The 14,827-nt window shown below is 62.4% G+C and carries 8 protein-coding genes and 2 rRNA genes (1 of these 10 running past the window's edge); 7 read left to right on the top strand and 3 right to left on the bottom strand.

All coding sequences use genetic code 11. The features are described 5' to 3' along the window. The 4 genes from ACVWWJ_RS22170 to ACVWWJ_RS22155 all read left to right on the top strand — a co-directional run. A 23S ribosomal RNA gene (locus ACVWWJ_RS22170) occupies positions 1-1,550 on the top strand; it begins 1,335 nt to the left of the window's first position. Positions 1,551-1,672: 122 nt separating this feature from the next. Next, positions 1,673-1,787: ribosomal RNA gene (rrf, locus tag ACVWWJ_RS22165) — 5S ribosomal RNA — on the top strand. A 306-nt stretch (positions 1,788-2,093) separates the two neighbouring features. After that, a complete protein-coding gene (locus ACVWWJ_RS22160; protein ID WP_456969506.1) occupies positions 2,094-3,701 on the top strand; it encodes an AAA family ATPase in 1,608 nt (535 codons plus the stop codon). A 2-nt stretch (positions 3,702-3,703) separates the two neighbouring features. Beyond that, complete coding sequence (locus tag ACVWWJ_RS22155) at positions 3,704-4,387, top strand: rhomboid family intramembrane serine protease (protein WP_159892920.1); 684 nt, start codon at positions 3,704-3,706, stop codon at positions 4,385-4,387. Here ACVWWJ_RS22155 and ACVWWJ_RS22150 read toward each other — a convergent pair. Together ACVWWJ_RS22150 and ACVWWJ_RS22145 are read right to left on the bottom strand one after the other, a co-directional pair. Further along, positions 4,376-5,116 carry a glutamine amidotransferase gene (locus ACVWWJ_RS22150; RefSeq protein WP_456969505.1) on the bottom strand — a complete coding sequence of 247 codons (741 nt, stop codon included), beginning with the start codon at positions 5,114-5,116 and terminating at the stop codon, positions 4,376-4,378. The two genes, ACVWWJ_RS22155 and ACVWWJ_RS22150, sit on opposite strands and share 12 nt — an antisense overlap. Beyond that, complete coding sequence (locus tag ACVWWJ_RS22145) at positions 5,113-6,930, bottom strand: GspE/PulE family protein (protein WP_159892916.1); 1,818 nt, start codon at positions 6,928-6,930, stop codon at positions 5,113-5,115. Before ACVWWJ_RS22145 ends, ACVWWJ_RS22150 begins: the two co-directional genes overlap by 4 nt. A gap of 65 nt (positions 6,931-6,995) precedes the next feature. Between ACVWWJ_RS22145 and glyQ the strand changes: the two genes are divergently transcribed. Both glyQ and glyS read left to right on the top strand, forming a co-directional pair. Beyond that, entirely contained in the window at positions 6,996-7,910 is a 915-nt protein-coding gene (gene glyQ / locus ACVWWJ_RS22140) for a glycine--tRNA ligase subunit alpha (RefSeq protein WP_456969504.1), read from the top strand. Continuing rightward, on the top strand, positions 7,900-10,044 hold the full coding sequence (gene glyS, locus ACVWWJ_RS22135; protein WP_456969503.1) for a glycine--tRNA ligase subunit beta: 2,145 nt from the start codon (positions 7,900-7,902) through the stop codon (positions 10,042-10,044). Before glyQ ends, glyS begins: the two co-directional genes overlap by 11 nt. A 68-nt stretch (positions 10,045-10,112) precedes the next feature. Here the strand turns inward: glyS and ACVWWJ_RS22130 are convergent, their stop codons facing one another. Next, positions 10,113-10,724 carry a helix-turn-helix domain-containing protein gene (locus ACVWWJ_RS22130; protein ID WP_159892910.1) on the bottom strand — a complete coding sequence of 204 codons (612 nt, stop codon included), beginning with the start codon at positions 10,722-10,724 and terminating at the stop codon, positions 10,113-10,115. A gap of 579 nt (positions 10,725-11,303) precedes the next feature. Between ACVWWJ_RS22130 and ACVWWJ_RS22125 the strand changes: the two genes are divergently transcribed. Beyond that, positions 11,304-14,348, top strand: a complete 3,045-nt coding sequence (locus ACVWWJ_RS22125; RefSeq protein WP_456969502.1) for a TonB-dependent receptor — start codon at positions 11,304-11,306, stop codon at positions 14,346-14,348. Positions 14,349-14,827: the final 479 nt, after the last annotated feature.

Genomic DNA, 14,827 nt, shown 5'->3' with positions numbered 1-14,827 from the left:
TAAGGCGAGGCAGAAATGCGTAGTCGATGGGAAGCAGGTTAATATTCCTGCACTTTTCTACAGTGCGATGTGGGGACGGAGAAGGTTAGGTCTACCAGGCGTTGGTTGTCCTGGGGAAAGGCGGTAGGCATGATTCTTAGGCAAATCCGGGAATCTTTATGCCGAGCACCGAGACGAGTCCTATGAGGACGAAGTGACTGACACCACGCTTCCAGGAAAAGCCACTAAGCTTCAGCTGTAGAAAAACCGTACCGCAAACCGACACAGGTAGGCAGGGTGAGAATCCCAAGGCGCTTGAGAGAACTCGGGTGAAGGAACTAGGCAAAATGGCACCGTAACTTCGGGAGAAGGTGCGCCTCTTGGTGTGGTCACGTGCGTGACTGAGCATCGAGGGGTCGCAGTAACCTGGCCGCTGCGACTGTTTATCAAAAACACAGCACTCTGCAAACACGAAAGTGGACGTATAGGGTGTGACGCCTGCCCGGTGCTGGAAGGTTAATTGATGGGGTCAGCCGCAAGGCGAAGCTCTTGATCGAAGCCCCAGTAAACGGCGGCCGTAACTATAACGGTCCTAAGGTAGCGAAATTCCTTGTCGGGTAAGTTCCGACCTGCACGAATGGCGTAACGACAGCGGCGCTGTCTCCACCCGAGACTCAGTGAAATTGAAATCGCTGTGAAGATGCAGCGTTCCCGCGGCAAGACGGAAAGACCCCGTGAACCTTTACTATAGCTTTACACTGAACGTTGAGTTCTTCTGTGTAGGATAGGTGGGAGGCTATGAAACCAGGACGCTAGTTCTGGTGGAGCCATCCTTGAAATACCACCCTGAAGTGCTTGACGTTCTAACCTAGGTCCGTAATCCGGATCGGGGACCGTGTATGGTGGGTAGTTTGACTGGGGCGGTCTCCTCCCAAAGAGTAACGGAGGAGCACGAAGGTACGCTCAGCGCGGTCGGACATCGCGCACTGTGTGCAAAGGCATAAGCGTGCTTGACTGCGAGATCGACGGATCAAGCAGGTACGAAAGTAGGTCTTAGTGATCCGGTGGTTCTGTATGGAAGGGCCATCGCTCAACGGATAAAAGGTACTCCGGGGATAACAGGCTGATACCGCCCAAGAGTTCATATCGACGGCGGTGTTTGGCACCTCGATGTCGGCTCATCACATCCTGGGGCTGTAGCCGGTCCCAAGGGTATGGCTGTTCGCCATTTAAAGTGGTACGCGAGCTGGGTTCAGAACGTCGTGAGACAGTTCGGTCCCTATCTGTCGTGGGCGTTGGAGATTTGAGGGGGGCTGCTCCTAGTACGAGAGGACCGGAGTGGACGTTCCGCTGGTGTTCGGGTTGTCATGCCCATGGCATTGCCCGGTAGCTACGAACGGAAGTGATAACCGCTGAAAGCATCTAAGCGGGAAGCACGCCCCAAGATGAGATCTCCCGAGAGCTTGACTCTCCTAAAGGCACCATCAAGACTAGGTGGTTGATAGGCACGGTGTGGAAGTGCAGCAATGCATTGAGCTTACGTGTACTAATGAGCCGTGAGGCTTGACCATATAACCCCAAGACGCTTCACCGTCTTAAACTTCTCTCTACTCGCATTCCGAATCCGGACGCTTGTCACTCGTTTACACCCTCTGTGAAGCCGGCGCTTTTATAGCGCTGCTTCCACCCCTTCCCTGGCGGCCATAGCGGCGTGGTACCACCTGATCCCATCCCGAACTCAGAAGTGAAACGCGCATGCGCCGATGGTAGTGTGGCTCAAGCCATGCAAGAGTAGGTCACCGCCAGGGGCCTTATACCGGAACAACCCGTCTTCGAAAGAAGGCGGGTTTTTCTTTGCCTGCTTTTTACCTGCGCGCAGCGCACGACCCGCAACAGGTCACCGCCAGGGGCCTTATACCGGAACAACCCGTCTTCGAAAGAAGGCGGGTTTTTCTTTGCCTGCGATTCCTGTGGGAGCCGCTTCAGCGGCGATCCCGCGGCAGCGGGCCAGCTCACCGCAACCGGGCTGTCGCCGCTGAAGCGGCTCCCACACTTACCATCGCAACCGGGTTATCGCCGCTGAAGCGGCTCCCACAATCGGCTACATTAGGGCCATGTACCTACAGACCTTCGGGCTGCGCGAGCTGCCATTTGGCGACGCACCGGATCCGCGCTTTGCCTGCCTGTTCGCGCGCGAGCGGGAGATCCTCGCGCACGTCGAATATGAGCTGACGTCCACGGCTTCCAGCGTCACGCTCGTGACGGGTGAGGCGGGCGTCGGCAAGAGTTTGATCTGCATGCTGATCGAAGCGGACGCGCCTAATCACGGCGTGCGTCCCGTGCGTCAGACGGCCGGTGATTACGCGCTGGAGACCGTGGCCTGGTTGCGAGCGATGTATGCCGGCTTTGGATTGCCGCTGCCTCTGAGCGCTGAAGCCAATACCGAAGACCACCTCGTCGATGGTCTAGCCGCAGGCCTCGGCCGCATTTCGCAGCACGGCAGCCATCGCTTCCTTCTGATTCTTGACGACGGCGATCAGCTTGCCGACGAAGACCTCGCCATCGTCGAGCGTCTGCTCCTCGCCTGTGAGAACGTCGACGCTCCTTTCCACATCGTCCTTGCCGGACTTCCCGCGCTACGTGACCGGCTTTCTGGTCCCTCAGCGCCCTCGATCGCCGCGCATGTTCGCAGCCGCTTGCCGATGCCGGTGCTGGGCGGCGAAGAGAGCGAGCGCTACGTTCGTCATCGGCTTCATGTAGCCGGTACGGCTCGCATGCCTTTCAGCCGACTCGGGTTGCGAACGCTTCGCGACGATGGCAAAGGCAACCCGCGCCGGCTCAATGCCCTGGCCCATCGTGCCCTCGAGCGCGCTGCGGAACGAGGTGAGCAGTCCATCGGAGAGCGGGCGTTGGGATTCGTCGCTCGCGAAGTACTACCGCAACACGCGCGGTATTGGCTGAGACGCTACCGAAAACCTATCCTTGCGGTCGGCGCCATGCTGGCCATCCTGTTCGTCGGTGGTGCAGCGACCTGGTTCCTCTCGGGACGCAGTCCATCGCGGCCGAAGAACCTCGTAGCGGTCACCCCCGAACAGGCGATGGCAAAGCTAAGCGAGGCTTTGCCGGCCCCGGACGTCGGCAAAGTCAGGGTGTGGGGAGAGCTACTCGCACGGTGGCAAGTCGGTTCGAAGGACACCTCGGTTGCCAACGCGATCAACTGTGACGCGATCATTTTTCCGGGGTTTGCCTGCGTCAGTGGACGTGGTTCGCTCGACCAGTTACGTCGATTCGACCGGCCGATCGTGCTCGAGCTCGACGAGGCACACGCCCGGCAGCAGGTGTTGCTGGTGGGTGCCGGCGATCAGGCAATTCGTCTGTATCTAGGTGGTAAATACGTCGATCTGACGCGCGACGTCTTCGAACATGTGTGGAACGGCCGCTTTTACGCGGTTTTCCGCGTGGATCCTGTCATGCCCGCGAAGCTGTCAAGGGGCGATGCCGGCGACGGCATGCGGTGGCTACTCGGCCGTCTCCCGCCTGACGGCGGCGGTACTAACGGCGCGCCGGCGTCGGTGACGTTCGACCGAACGGTCGAGGCTCGCGTTCGAAGCTTGCAGCAGCGCTTCGGTATTGCGGCCGACGGTGTCGTCGGTCCGGAGACCATGTTTGCCTTGTCGTCGTTAGAGGCCGAAGGTCCGCACCTCGCTCGCGGCGTGCCCTGAGTATGTTCGTCCAGGTTGACACCCGCCGGCGCTCTCGACTGTGCTGGGCCACGATTCTGATCGTCCTCGTGTGCGTGGTGTGCTTCGTGGCCCTGGCGTTGAGCGGGCCGGACGAGCGTCACGCGATCATGCGGCGTTGGGGCACCGTGCCGGCGCACCTGTTCAGCCCTGGCCTGCCGCTTTGGGGACAGATCAGTGATCCCGCCCTGTTGCGCCTGTTTACAGCGCTCTTCATTCACGGCGGCTGGCTTCACCTGCTCAGCAACCTGCTCTTCCTGGTTATCTTCAGCCTGCCGGCGGAACGAAGTCTTGGGTCTTCCCGATTCCTTCTGCTTTTCCTGCTCGGCGGGGTGGTAGCGAACCTGATCGGTGCCATTTCTCTGACCGGGGCTGGCGTTCCGATCATCGGTTGCAGCGGCGCTGTGTCGGCAGTCGTCGGCGCTTACGTGACATTGTTCCCCCGGGCCAAGCTCGGCCTCGTGCTTCCGCTTGGACTCTTCCTGGAATTCGTTCGCGTACCAGCATTCCTGCTCATCGGGATCTGGGCACTGGTGCAGTTGCTCTTCAGTATTGCCGGTGCCAGTTACGGTGCCGTCGTGTGGTGGACGCACATCGGCGGCTTCGTGTTCGGCATCGTCTTCGCGCTCTTCTCGCGCGGAGCTATCGTCCGGCGTCTACGCGGCTGACATGGCGCGCGGCGCCAGCAGGTGGCTGCGCACGAAGTGGCGCAACAGCATGGTCGCCGCGGGCGTCGCCACGACGGCGGCGAGCATATCGTCCGGCGCCTGGCCTTCATCGCGAAGTACATCGTGCTTGCGCCTGATATAGGCTCGCATCACTTCCGCCGAAAATTCGGGATGAAACTGCGTGCTGATCGCATGCTTGCCGTAGCGGACCAGATGATGGGGATCGCGCTCCGAGCGAGCCAGCGCAACGGCACCCGCCGGCAAATCCATGACGCTTTGTTCGTGCGTCGCATGGGCGTGGAAGCTACCTGGCAGGGACGAACCGAGCATGTCGCCACCCGCGTGCTCCGTGGCTGTCGTGAGGCGGACCGTCCCCATTTCGCGACCGCCCGGCAGGTAGTCGACGCGACCACCGAGGGCATGCGACATCAGCTGATGTCCGTAGCACACGCCAAGTAACGGCAGGTCCACGTCCATCGCGTCGCGAATCCAGCCGGCCGTGCGCTCACTCCACGGCAGGCGCTCGGTCACCATTGAGGCAGACCCGGTGATCACGGCACCAGCGCATTCGCCCGGATCGGGGAGGCGGTCGCCCTGCTCGACGTCGATCACGCGAACGTGCGGTGCAGGCAGGCGGAGACCGAGACGGAACCAGCGCGGAAAATCACCGTGGCGTGCACTGATGACCTCCGGTGCGCGGCCGGTGCGGATGATGAGCAAAGGCTTCATGGCGAAATCGTATCGTCGATATCGGTGGGCGGAAGAACGTTGAGTACCTCGCGGGCCGTCGTCACGCCCAGGGCGACCTGGGCGGCGGCCGAAATGCGCAGGGGCTTCATGCCATCGCGCAGGGCAGCCGCGCCAAGACGTGAAAGATCCAGTTCAGCGGAAATGAGTCCGCGCAGTCGCGACGAGACGGGCATCATCTCGTAGATGCCGGTACGGCCGAGGAAGCCTGTCTTCCGGCACTCCAGGCACCCTACGGGCTCGAATACACGCTCGGGCACGGGAATGTCCCAGCCGTGCGTGACAACGCGCCACTGATCGGGATCTTGCGTGGTGGCCCGTTTGCAGTGCGGGCAAAGTGTGCGCACGAGTCGCTGGGCGACGACGCCGGTCAGGGTCGACTGGATGAGGTAATGCGGCACACCCAGGTCGAGGAGGCGCGTCACCGCGCTCGGCGAGTCGTTGGTGTGCAGGGTCGAAAGAACGAGGTGTCCGGTCAGCGAGGCCTGCACCGCCATCTGTGCGGTCTCCAGATCGCGGATCTCGCCGATCATGATGATGTCCGGATCCTGGCGCAGCAGCGTGCGAACGCCCGCGGCGAAGTCCAGGTCGATCGCTGGCTGCACCTGCATCTGGTTGAGTTCCGGCGAGACCATTTCGATCGGGTCTTCCACCGTGCAGACATTGAGCTCCGGTTTGGCCAGATGCTTGAGCGTCGAGTAGAGCGTCGTCGTCTTGCCGGAGCCGGTCGGTCCGGTGACCAGCACGATGCCGTGGGGCCGTTCGACCATGCCTCGCCACAGCAAACCTTCCTCTTCGGAGAAGCCAAGCTGCGCGAAGTCCTTCATCACCAGGTCGGGATCGAAGATGCGCATGACGATCTTCTCGCCGAAGGCGGTTGGCATGCTCGAAATACGAAGCTCGACCTCACGACCGCCGGCGGATCGTGTCTTGATGCGGCCATCCTGCGGGCGCCGTTTCTCGGCGACATCCATGCGGGCGAGGATCTTGATGCGTGAGGTGACGGCCGTCATCACCGGTGGTGGCAGCTCGAACACCTTCTGCATCACGCCGTCGATGCGAAAGCGCATCTGCCCGGCGTCGCGACGCGGCTCCAGGTGAATGTCGGACGCGCGTTGTTCGAAGGCATATTGAAGCAGCCAGTCGACGATGTGCACGACATGTCTGTCGTCCGCCCCCAGCTCGCCGCCCTTACCCAGTTCGACCAGCTGTTCGAAGTTGATGATCTTGGAGGTGTCGCCGATGCCCTTGGCGTCCTGGGCCATCTGGATGGACCGCTGCACGCCGTAGAACTCGAGCAGGTAGCGGTTGATGTCGATGGGACTGGCGACGACGCGGCGGACGTCACGGCGAAGCATGTGGGCGAGGTCCGAGGCCCAGCTGGCGTCGAACGGCTCGGCCGTGGCGAAGACCACCTCGCTGGACGTCGCCGATACGGGAAGGATGCGATGCCGCTGCGCGTACGCGCTGCTGACCACCTGGGTCACCTGCGCCACGTTGACCTTCATCGGGTCGATTTTCATGTACGGCAGGTCGGCCTTGCCGGCAAGCCACTCCATGAGGCCTTCCAGGCTCAGGGGGCGGCCTGCCTCGCGGCGGTTGTCCACCTTGGCATTGGCGACGACCACCAGAGGATAGAGTTCAATGGCGGTCTTGCCGCTCTTCGAGCTCATCCGGACGCGTTTGGCGTCCTCCCCGGTCAGGTATCCGTCGACAACGAGGGAAGCGAGCACCTCGTCGAGTTCCAGCCGGGCACGGCGTCCGAGAAGGGCGCCGTGTTGCGCATTGACTGCCATGACTTGCGACCCTGTGTGAATCCCACGCCGCTATACTAGCCCGCTTTATCAAGGACTCGGGAACCATGTCCGCGCCCACTTTCCAAGACGTGATCCAGACCCTGAACCGCTATTGGGCGGAGCAGGGCTGCGTGCTGGTCCAGCCCCTCGACACCGAGGTCGGCGCGGGAACCTTCCATCCTGCAACGTTCCTGCGCGCACTCGGACCCGAGCCCTGGGCGGCCGCCTACGTGCAGCCCTGCCGTCGCCCGACGGATGGCCGCTATGGCGACAACCCCAACCGCCTGCAGCACTACTACCAGTACCAGGTGGTGCTCAAGCCGAATCCGGAAGACATCATCGAGCTCTACATCGGCTCCCTGAAAGCGCTGGGTATCGATCCCCTGGTGCATGATCTCCGCTTCGTCGAGGACAACTGGGAGTCGCCGACGCTGGGCGCCTGGGGTCTGGGCTGGGAAGTCTGGCTCAATGGCATGGAGGTGACGCAGTTCACCTACTTCCAGCAGGCCGGCGGTCTCGAATGCCGCCCCGTGACCGGCGAGATCACCTACGGCCTCGAACGCCTGGTGATGTACCTGCAGAACGTCGACAGCATCTACGACATCGTCTGGACACACGCCCCGCACGGCGTGGTCACCTATGGCGATGTGTTCCACCAGAACGAGGTGGAGCAGAGCACCTACAACTTCGAGTACGCCAACGTGACCGAACTGTTCCGTTGGTTCGACGTCTGCGAGGGCGAAGCCGCGAAGCTGATCGCCGCAGGGCTGCCGTTGCCGGGCTACGAGCAGGTCTGCAAGGCCAGCCACGCCTTCAATCTGCTCGATGCGCGCCGCGCGATCAGCGTGACCGAGCGCCAGCGCTACATCCTGCGCGTCCGTACCCTGGCGCGCGCCGTGGCCGAAGCCTACGTGGCACAGCGCGAGAAGCTCGGCTTCCCGGGCCTGAAGAAAGACAAGGAGGCCGTCCATGGCCGATAAGCGCTTGCCGCTCCTCATCGAGCTGGGCACCGAAGAACTGCCTCCCAAGGCGCTCGACGATCTTGCCGGCGCGTTCGCGCGCGGCGTGGTTGAGGGGCTGGAGAAACGCGGCGTGTCCGCCGACTACGCCTCGGCAAAGGCCTATGCATCGCCGCGACGCCTTGCCGTCTACATCGCGGACGTGGCCGTCGCGCAGCCCGAGCAGACGATCGAGCGCCGTGGTCCCGCGATCGCCGCCAGCCTCGGCCCCGACGGTGAGCCGAGCAAGGCCCTGGTCGGCTTCGCCCAGTCCTGCGGCGTCGAGGTGTCGGCGCTGGAGAAGCTCGAGACCGACAAGGGCGCCTGGTTCGTCTTCCGGGCCGTGAAGCCGGGACAGCCGACCGCTGCCTTGCTGCCCGAGATCGTCACCGAATCGCTCAAGGCGCTGCCGATTCCCAAAGCCATGCGCTGGGGCAATCGCGAGGACAGCTTCGTGCGCCCCGTGCACACCCTGCTGATGCTGCACGGTGCCGATATCGTTGACGGGCAGATTCTCGGCCTGACCAGCGGACGTCTCAGCAATGGCCACCGGTTCCACCATCCCAAGCCGATCCACGTCGCCGACGCGGATAGCTGGCTGGATGCCTTGCGTCACGCCCATGTGCTCGCCGATCCCACCGAGCGCCGCCAGCGTGTGCGCGATGAAGTCGCCCGCGTTGCCACCGGCGGCGTGCCGCGCCTTTCGGAAAGCCTGCTCGACGAAATCGCCAACCTCACCGAATGGCCGGTCGGCATCGCCTGCACCTTTGAACGTGCCTTCCTCGATGTACCGCCGGAAGCGCTGGTCACCACCATGGAGACCAACCAGAAGTTCGTCCCGGTGTTCGACACCGAGGGGCGGCTGACGGAACACTTCATCGGTGTCGCCAACATCGAGAGCAAGGATCCGGCCGAGATCCGCAAAGGCTACGAGCGGGTCATCCGTCCCCGCTTCGCGGACGCCAAGTTCTTCTGGGACGCCGACCTGAAGTCGCCGCTGGCGGAGTATCAGGAAGGCCTTAAGAACGTCACCTACCAGCAGTCACTGGGTAGCTTGTGGGACAAGACGGTCCGCGTGGCAGAGCTGGCCCGGGTGATCGCCAACCGCGTCGATGTCGACGCGGGACAGGCCACCCATGCGGCTGCCCTGTCCAAGTGCGATCTGCTCACCCGTATGGTCGGCGAGTTTCCCGAACTGCAGGGCGTCATGGGTCGTTACTACGCCTCGCGCCAGGGTATCGATGCAAGCGTGGCCGACGCGCTGGACAGCTTCTACCAGCCGCGATTCGGTGGCGACGCCATCGCCGCGGGCAAGGTGGGGCAGGTACTTGCCGTGGCCGAGCGGCTCGACACCCTGGCGGGCATCTTCGCCGTGGGTCTCAAGCCGAGCGGTAACAAGGATCCCTTCGCGTTGCGTCGCGCCGCACTGGGCCTCGCCCGTACGCTGATCGAGGGTAATCTCGATATCGAGCTCCGTGCGACGTTGACCGAAGCCCTGGAGATGATTCCGGAAACCGCTCTCCTGGCCGGCGTGAAGCCAGGCAAGGACGGCAAGGTCCCGTCGGTCGACCTCGGCGCGCGCCGCCGGGAGTTGGGTGACGAGATCCAGGCTTTCGTGCTCGAGCGCTTGCGCGGGTACTACGCGGACCAGGGTTTCTCGACCGACCAGTTCGAAGCGGTGCTTGCGGTGGCTCCGGCCACGCTACCCGACTTCGATCGGCGGCTTCGGGCCGTGGGTGAGTTTGCGCGTCGTAGCGAAGCGGCGAGCCTCGCCGCCGCGAACAAGCGTGTCGCCAATATCCTGCGCAAGCAGGCGGAAGAAGCCGATGCGCCGCCGATCCCGGCGACCGTCGACGCGGCCTACTTCGACTCCGATGCCGAGCGTGAACTCCACGCTGCCCTGGCAGCCGCACGTGCGGACTCGCAGGGCCTGCTGGCCTCGGGCGACTACACGGGCACGCTCGCTCGCCTCGCGGCACTCCAGGCGCCGGTGGACCGGTTCTTCGACGATGTGCTCGTCAACGCCGAGAACCCGGCGGTGCGCGCGAACCGCCTCGCGCTGCTTGCGCAGCTGAAAGCGACCTTCGGCGCGATCGCCGATATCTCCCGCCTCTGAGCGAAACAGACCGACCTCCCACCATGCCTTCGCGGCGTGGTGGGAGCGGAACGGGTCCGCGCAGGCAATCAGGCCGCCGCGGCGCCCTTGTCGTCCTGGATGCGTGACATCAGGGTGCGGCGGAAGGCAACCATGCGATCGGCATAGTCGGCTTCGTTCGAGCGCGCGAGGATGGCGTACATCTCGGCGACCAGATCGGAGTGGCGCACCGGCGAGAAGCGGCTGCCCGTCATTTCGATATCCGACTGGAGCAGCTTCATCGCCGCCGCCAGGCGCGACGGGTCGAGCGCGGCCCCCGGCTGGACGTGCGTTTCGTTACGGCCTTCGCGTCCGCGAACGGATTCGGAAGTTTCAGTGCGGGTAGCCGGGTCATCGCCCGAGCCATCCAGCATCATCGGGCCTTCGCCCGCAGCCAGCCAGACCAGCGACAGACCAAGGGTCTTGGCCATGGTCACGCAGCGTCCGCGCGACGGATCGGTGTTGCCGTCGCGCCAGCTGCGCACGACGCCTTCCGAGAACCCGCAACGGCGGGCGATCTCGCTGACACTGCCTGAGATCTTGATGACCGCACGGACGCGGCTGGCGAATGAAGAGGCCGGCACGCTGGCATCTCCACGGCTGTTGTCCAGGCCACCCATGGCGGCATCGGCCAGGACGGATCCCCTCGAATTGTCATTCATGCGCTTGGAACCTCGTTGTTTTCTACAGGCCGCCCCCCGGCGATTTCGCGAACAAACGCGCGAACCTCGCAATCGGTGTACAGCGATTTCCCTTCGAAAGCCTTTCAATTGAGAAGTTTCGTAAGTTTGAGCCGATCCATCCCCTCCCTAGCCGCCCGGTATGCGCCCTCAGAGCGTGTGTATCGCTGGTCCGGGGTCTCCGAAGATTGCGGTTTTTAGCTAGGAATCTTTCCTAGGCCGATGTCCTAGGCCGGAGGTGCGTTGAAAAAATAATTTCGTAACATCTTGTCGCGCCGAAAGATTTTAGACCGCGTTGATAGTGCCTTGTAGGTAATTGTCGCGACATGTTACGAATTGTGAATATTTGGTATTGATTACTCGTGAAACCTTACGTATATGTTTCTCCGGTCGCCCTCACAGGTGACGCTTAGGGGAACGTAATCGTTCGTTGGATTACGTTGTTTAAGGGGATATTCACCGCCGATTTACAGCAGAGCCTGGCATTCGCCGGGCCGGGATCGGCTTGTCGCTAATCGCAGGTTTCTACGATTGGCGGATTTCAACGGGGAGAGGCATTCAATGAATTCGCGTCATTACCGCGCATCGTCACTGGGACGTCGCACCGCACTTGCTCTGGCGATCAGCCTGGGTTCCGTGTCGGGTGTTGTTTTCGCCCAGGCGACCACCGGCTCCATCTTCGGTCAGGCCCCCGAGGGCGCTGGCCAGACTGTCACCGTCACGAGCGATACGGGCGTCAGCCGTACCGTCAACGTGGATTCGGCCGGTCGTTACACCGTCGGCTCGCTGCCGCTGGGTAGCTACAAAGTCACCCTGAACCGCGACGGTGCCGCCGTCGACTCGCGTTCGAACGTGACCCTGCGTGTTGGTTCCGGTACGGAAGTCGCCTTCGCGGGCGCCGCCGCTTCGGCCGCCCAGGCTTCCAGTCTCGAAGGCGTCACCGTTTCGGCCAACGCCCTGCCGTCGATCGACGTCAGCGCGGTCGACTCGCGTACCGTCATCACCTCCGAGCAACTCGCCAAGCTCCCGCTGGGCCGCAGCGCGGAAGCCATCGCCCTACTCGCGCCGGGCGCCGTTGCTGGTAGCTCGTTCTTCACCGGTCCGACCGGTAACGCTCTGGTCTCGATCGCCGGCAGCGCCGTCACCGAGAACGCGTACTACATCAACGGCTTCAACACCACCGATCCACTCAGCGGTCTGGGTGGCATCACCCTGCCTTACGGCGCGATCGACCAGCAGGAAGTCCTCGCCGGCGGCTACAGCGCGGCCTACGGCCGTTCGGCCGGCGGCGTGATCAGCCAGGTCGGCAAGCGTGGCACCAACGAGTGGCATTTCGGTGCCCAGGTGCTGTGGGAGCCGAATGGCACCAAGGCCGACCAGTTCAACTACTACCGCCAGATCGGCCCGAACGCCGGTCAGCTGTATGACAATAACCGCACCGACAAGACCTGGCGCACGACGTACGCCGCGTACGCCGGTGGCCCGCTGATCAAGGACACCCTGTACATCTTCCTTGCCGCCGAGCAGGAGAAGCGCGAGGGCCAGCAGACCACCAATCGCGATGCGCCCTTCGTCTACAAGACGAACTACAAGAATCCCAAGCTCTACGCCAAGGTCGACTGGAACATCACCGACAGCAACATTCTTGAAGTCACCGGTGCGTCGAACAAGCAGAACTATGACGCCTCGGTGTACAGGTACTCGTACGCGACCGGTCTGCGCGGGGCCTATACCGGTCCGGACGTGGCCGGTGTGCCGCCGAACAAGTCCGGTGCGGATCTTTATTCGGCGAAGTTCACCAGCTACATCACCGATGACCTGACCGTGACCGCGCTGTACGGCAAGATGAAGGGCACGTACTACACCGCGCCTGCTCTGGATGTCACGAACCCGGCGATTCTGACGGCAGGCAACCAGAACCCGGCCTATACCCCGAACGGCACGATCACCAACGGCAACCCGAGCGCGCGCGTCAACGATCCGAAGCACAAGTCGACCAATACGAACTTCCGTGTCGACCTGAGCTACCACATCGGCGACCACACGATCGTTGCCGGTATGGACAACCAGAACGTCCGCGACAACAACGACGGTCTGACCACGTCGGGTCCGGGCTATGCCTGGGAATACAACCACACCGACGCGAACAAGCCCATCATCGGTAAGCTGCCGACGGATAGCGCGTACGTGGCCCCCCCGGGTGGCCAGGGCTACTACGTTGCCCGTTACATCTACAGCACGCAGGCATCCGTCCGCACCGCACAGCGCGCCCAGTACATCGAGGACACGTGGCAGGTGAACGATCGCTGGATGGTGAAGGCCGGTGTCCGTAACGACCAGTTCACCAACTACAACCAGAACGGCGAAGCCTACCTGCGCCTGAAGAAGCCGCAGTGGGCCCCGCGCCTGGGTGTCAGCTGGGACGTGAACGGCGACTCCAGCCTGAAGATCTACGCCAACGCGGGTCGTTATTACCTCGCGCTGCCGGCAAGCGTCGCGCTGCGTTCGGCCGGTGCCTCGCTATACACCCGCGAGTACTATAACTACACCGGCATCGACGCCAATGGCATCCCGCAGGGCCTGACCCCGATCGCCAGCAGCACCGGTGGTCCGATTTCCGCCAACCGTGAGTACGGCATCGCCCGCGATCCGAGAACCGCCGCTGGTACGGATATCAAGTCGGAGTACCAGGACGAGTTCATCCTCGGCTTCGACGCGCAGGCATGGGCAGGTTGGACCTATGGCGCCAAGGCAACGGTCCGCAAGCTGCGTAACGCCATCGACGACGTCGGCGATGCCGATGCGATCCAGCGCAAGATGGTCGCCACCGGTATCGATCCGGACACCATCGGCGAGATCCAGGGTAGCTACTTGTTCAACCCGGGTCGCGCGAACACCTTCCTGGTGCCCAACACCAATGGCGGCTTTTACAGCGTCAAGATGACCAACGACGACTTCGGCTTCCCGCACTCCAAGCGTAACTACTACGGCCTGGAACTGTTCCTCGATCACCAGTGGGACGGCAAGTATCAGGTACGGTTCGACTACCTGTATTCGAAGAGCTACGGCAACTCGGAAGGTCAGGTTCGTTCGGACATCCGTCAGGACACGGTCTCGGCGACGGTCGACTGGGACTACGCGGAAGTCATGCAGTACGCCAACGGCGAACTCGCCAACAGCCGCAAGCACCAGCTGAAGATCTACGGCTCGTACCAGATCGCGTCGGAATGGCTGGCCTCGGGCAACATCCTGATTGCATCGGGTACGCCGAAGAGCTGCCTTGGCTTCTACGGTCCGGAACAGACCAACCCGAACCTCGGCTACGGCTCGTACTACCACTGGTGCGACGGCGAGCCGTCGCAGCCGGGTAAGGCCGGTCACAACCCCTGGACGTACATCCTCACCGGCAGCCTCGAATACCGTCCGGAATGGGCTGACAAGAAGCTTGCCTTCAATGTCACGGTCTTCAATCTGCTCAACCAGCGCAAGGCACAGCAGACGTTCCCGCAGTACGGCAGCACGGACAGCGTGAATCCGCGTTACAACGTGCCGCTCTACCAGACGCAGCCGCGTTACGCCCGTTTCGGTATCTCCTACGACTTCTGATGACGGCGCCGCCGGGGCCATCCACCCCGGCGGCATTTGCGTCAGCAGAATCAACCAGACAATCAGAACAAGGCATCCATGGACTGGTCCGCCACGCGTCTCCCCAGATGCCATCGGGTAACCCCCGGTGGCCTTTTTTTGCCTGCCCTACGGCCTCCGAACGGTAAGAATCTTTCCTAGGACACCGTCTTAGGTTTCGCTGCGGCGCAAATAGCGATTACGTAACGTGTTGCCGCGCCGGAAGTTTTTTCGGGGCGTTAATAGTGCTGCGTAATATGTTGTTGCGACATGTAATCAGAATGTAAAAATTTCGCATTGCTTACCCGTGAAACCTTACGTATATGTGTCACATCGCTCTTGCGGGCGGTGCTCGGGGTGCGTGGTCTTTCGTCAGATCACGTTGTTTAACGGGGACTTTTTACCGCCGATTTGAAACAGAGCCTGGTGTTCACCGGGCCGGGGTCGGCTTTGTCGCGAAT

The organism is Luteibacter sp. HA06, from assembly GCF_054061215.1.
Note: the sequence above shows the minus strand (reverse complement) of the source record. Positions and strands in the feature narration are given on the sequence as shown.

What these genes read in the sequence shown, in the direction of transcription:
- ACVWWJ_RS22160 (WP_456969506.1), top strand. Translation starts at nt 2,094, where the DNA reads ATGTACCTACAGACCTTCGGGCTGCGCGAGCTGCCATTTGGCGACGCA.
- ACVWWJ_RS22155 (WP_159892920.1), top strand. Translation starts at nt 3,704, where the DNA reads ATGTTCGTCCAGGTTGACACCCGCCGGCGCTCTCGACTGTGCTGGGCC.
- ACVWWJ_RS22150 (WP_456969505.1), bottom strand. Translation starts at nt 5,116, where the DNA reads ATGAAGCCTTTGCTCATCATCCGCACCGGCCGCGCACCGGAGGTCATC.
- ACVWWJ_RS22145 (WP_159892916.1), bottom strand. Translation starts at nt 6,930, where the DNA reads ATGGCAGTCAATGCGCAACACGGCGCCCTTCTCGGACGCCGTGCCCGG.
- glyQ (WP_456969504.1), top strand. Translation starts at nt 6,996, where the DNA reads ATGTCCGCGCCCACTTTCCAAGACGTGATCCAGACCCTGAACCGCTAT.
- glyS (WP_456969503.1), top strand. Translation starts at nt 7,900, where the DNA reads ATGGCCGATAAGCGCTTGCCGCTCCTCATCGAGCTGGGCACCGAAGAA.
- ACVWWJ_RS22130 (WP_159892910.1), bottom strand. Translation starts at nt 10,724, where the DNA reads ATGAATGACAATTCGAGGGGATCCGTCCTGGCCGATGCCGCCATGGGT.
- ACVWWJ_RS22125 (WP_456969502.1), top strand. Translation starts at nt 11,304, where the DNA reads ATGAATTCGCGTCATTACCGCGCATCGTCACTGGGACGTCGCACCGCA.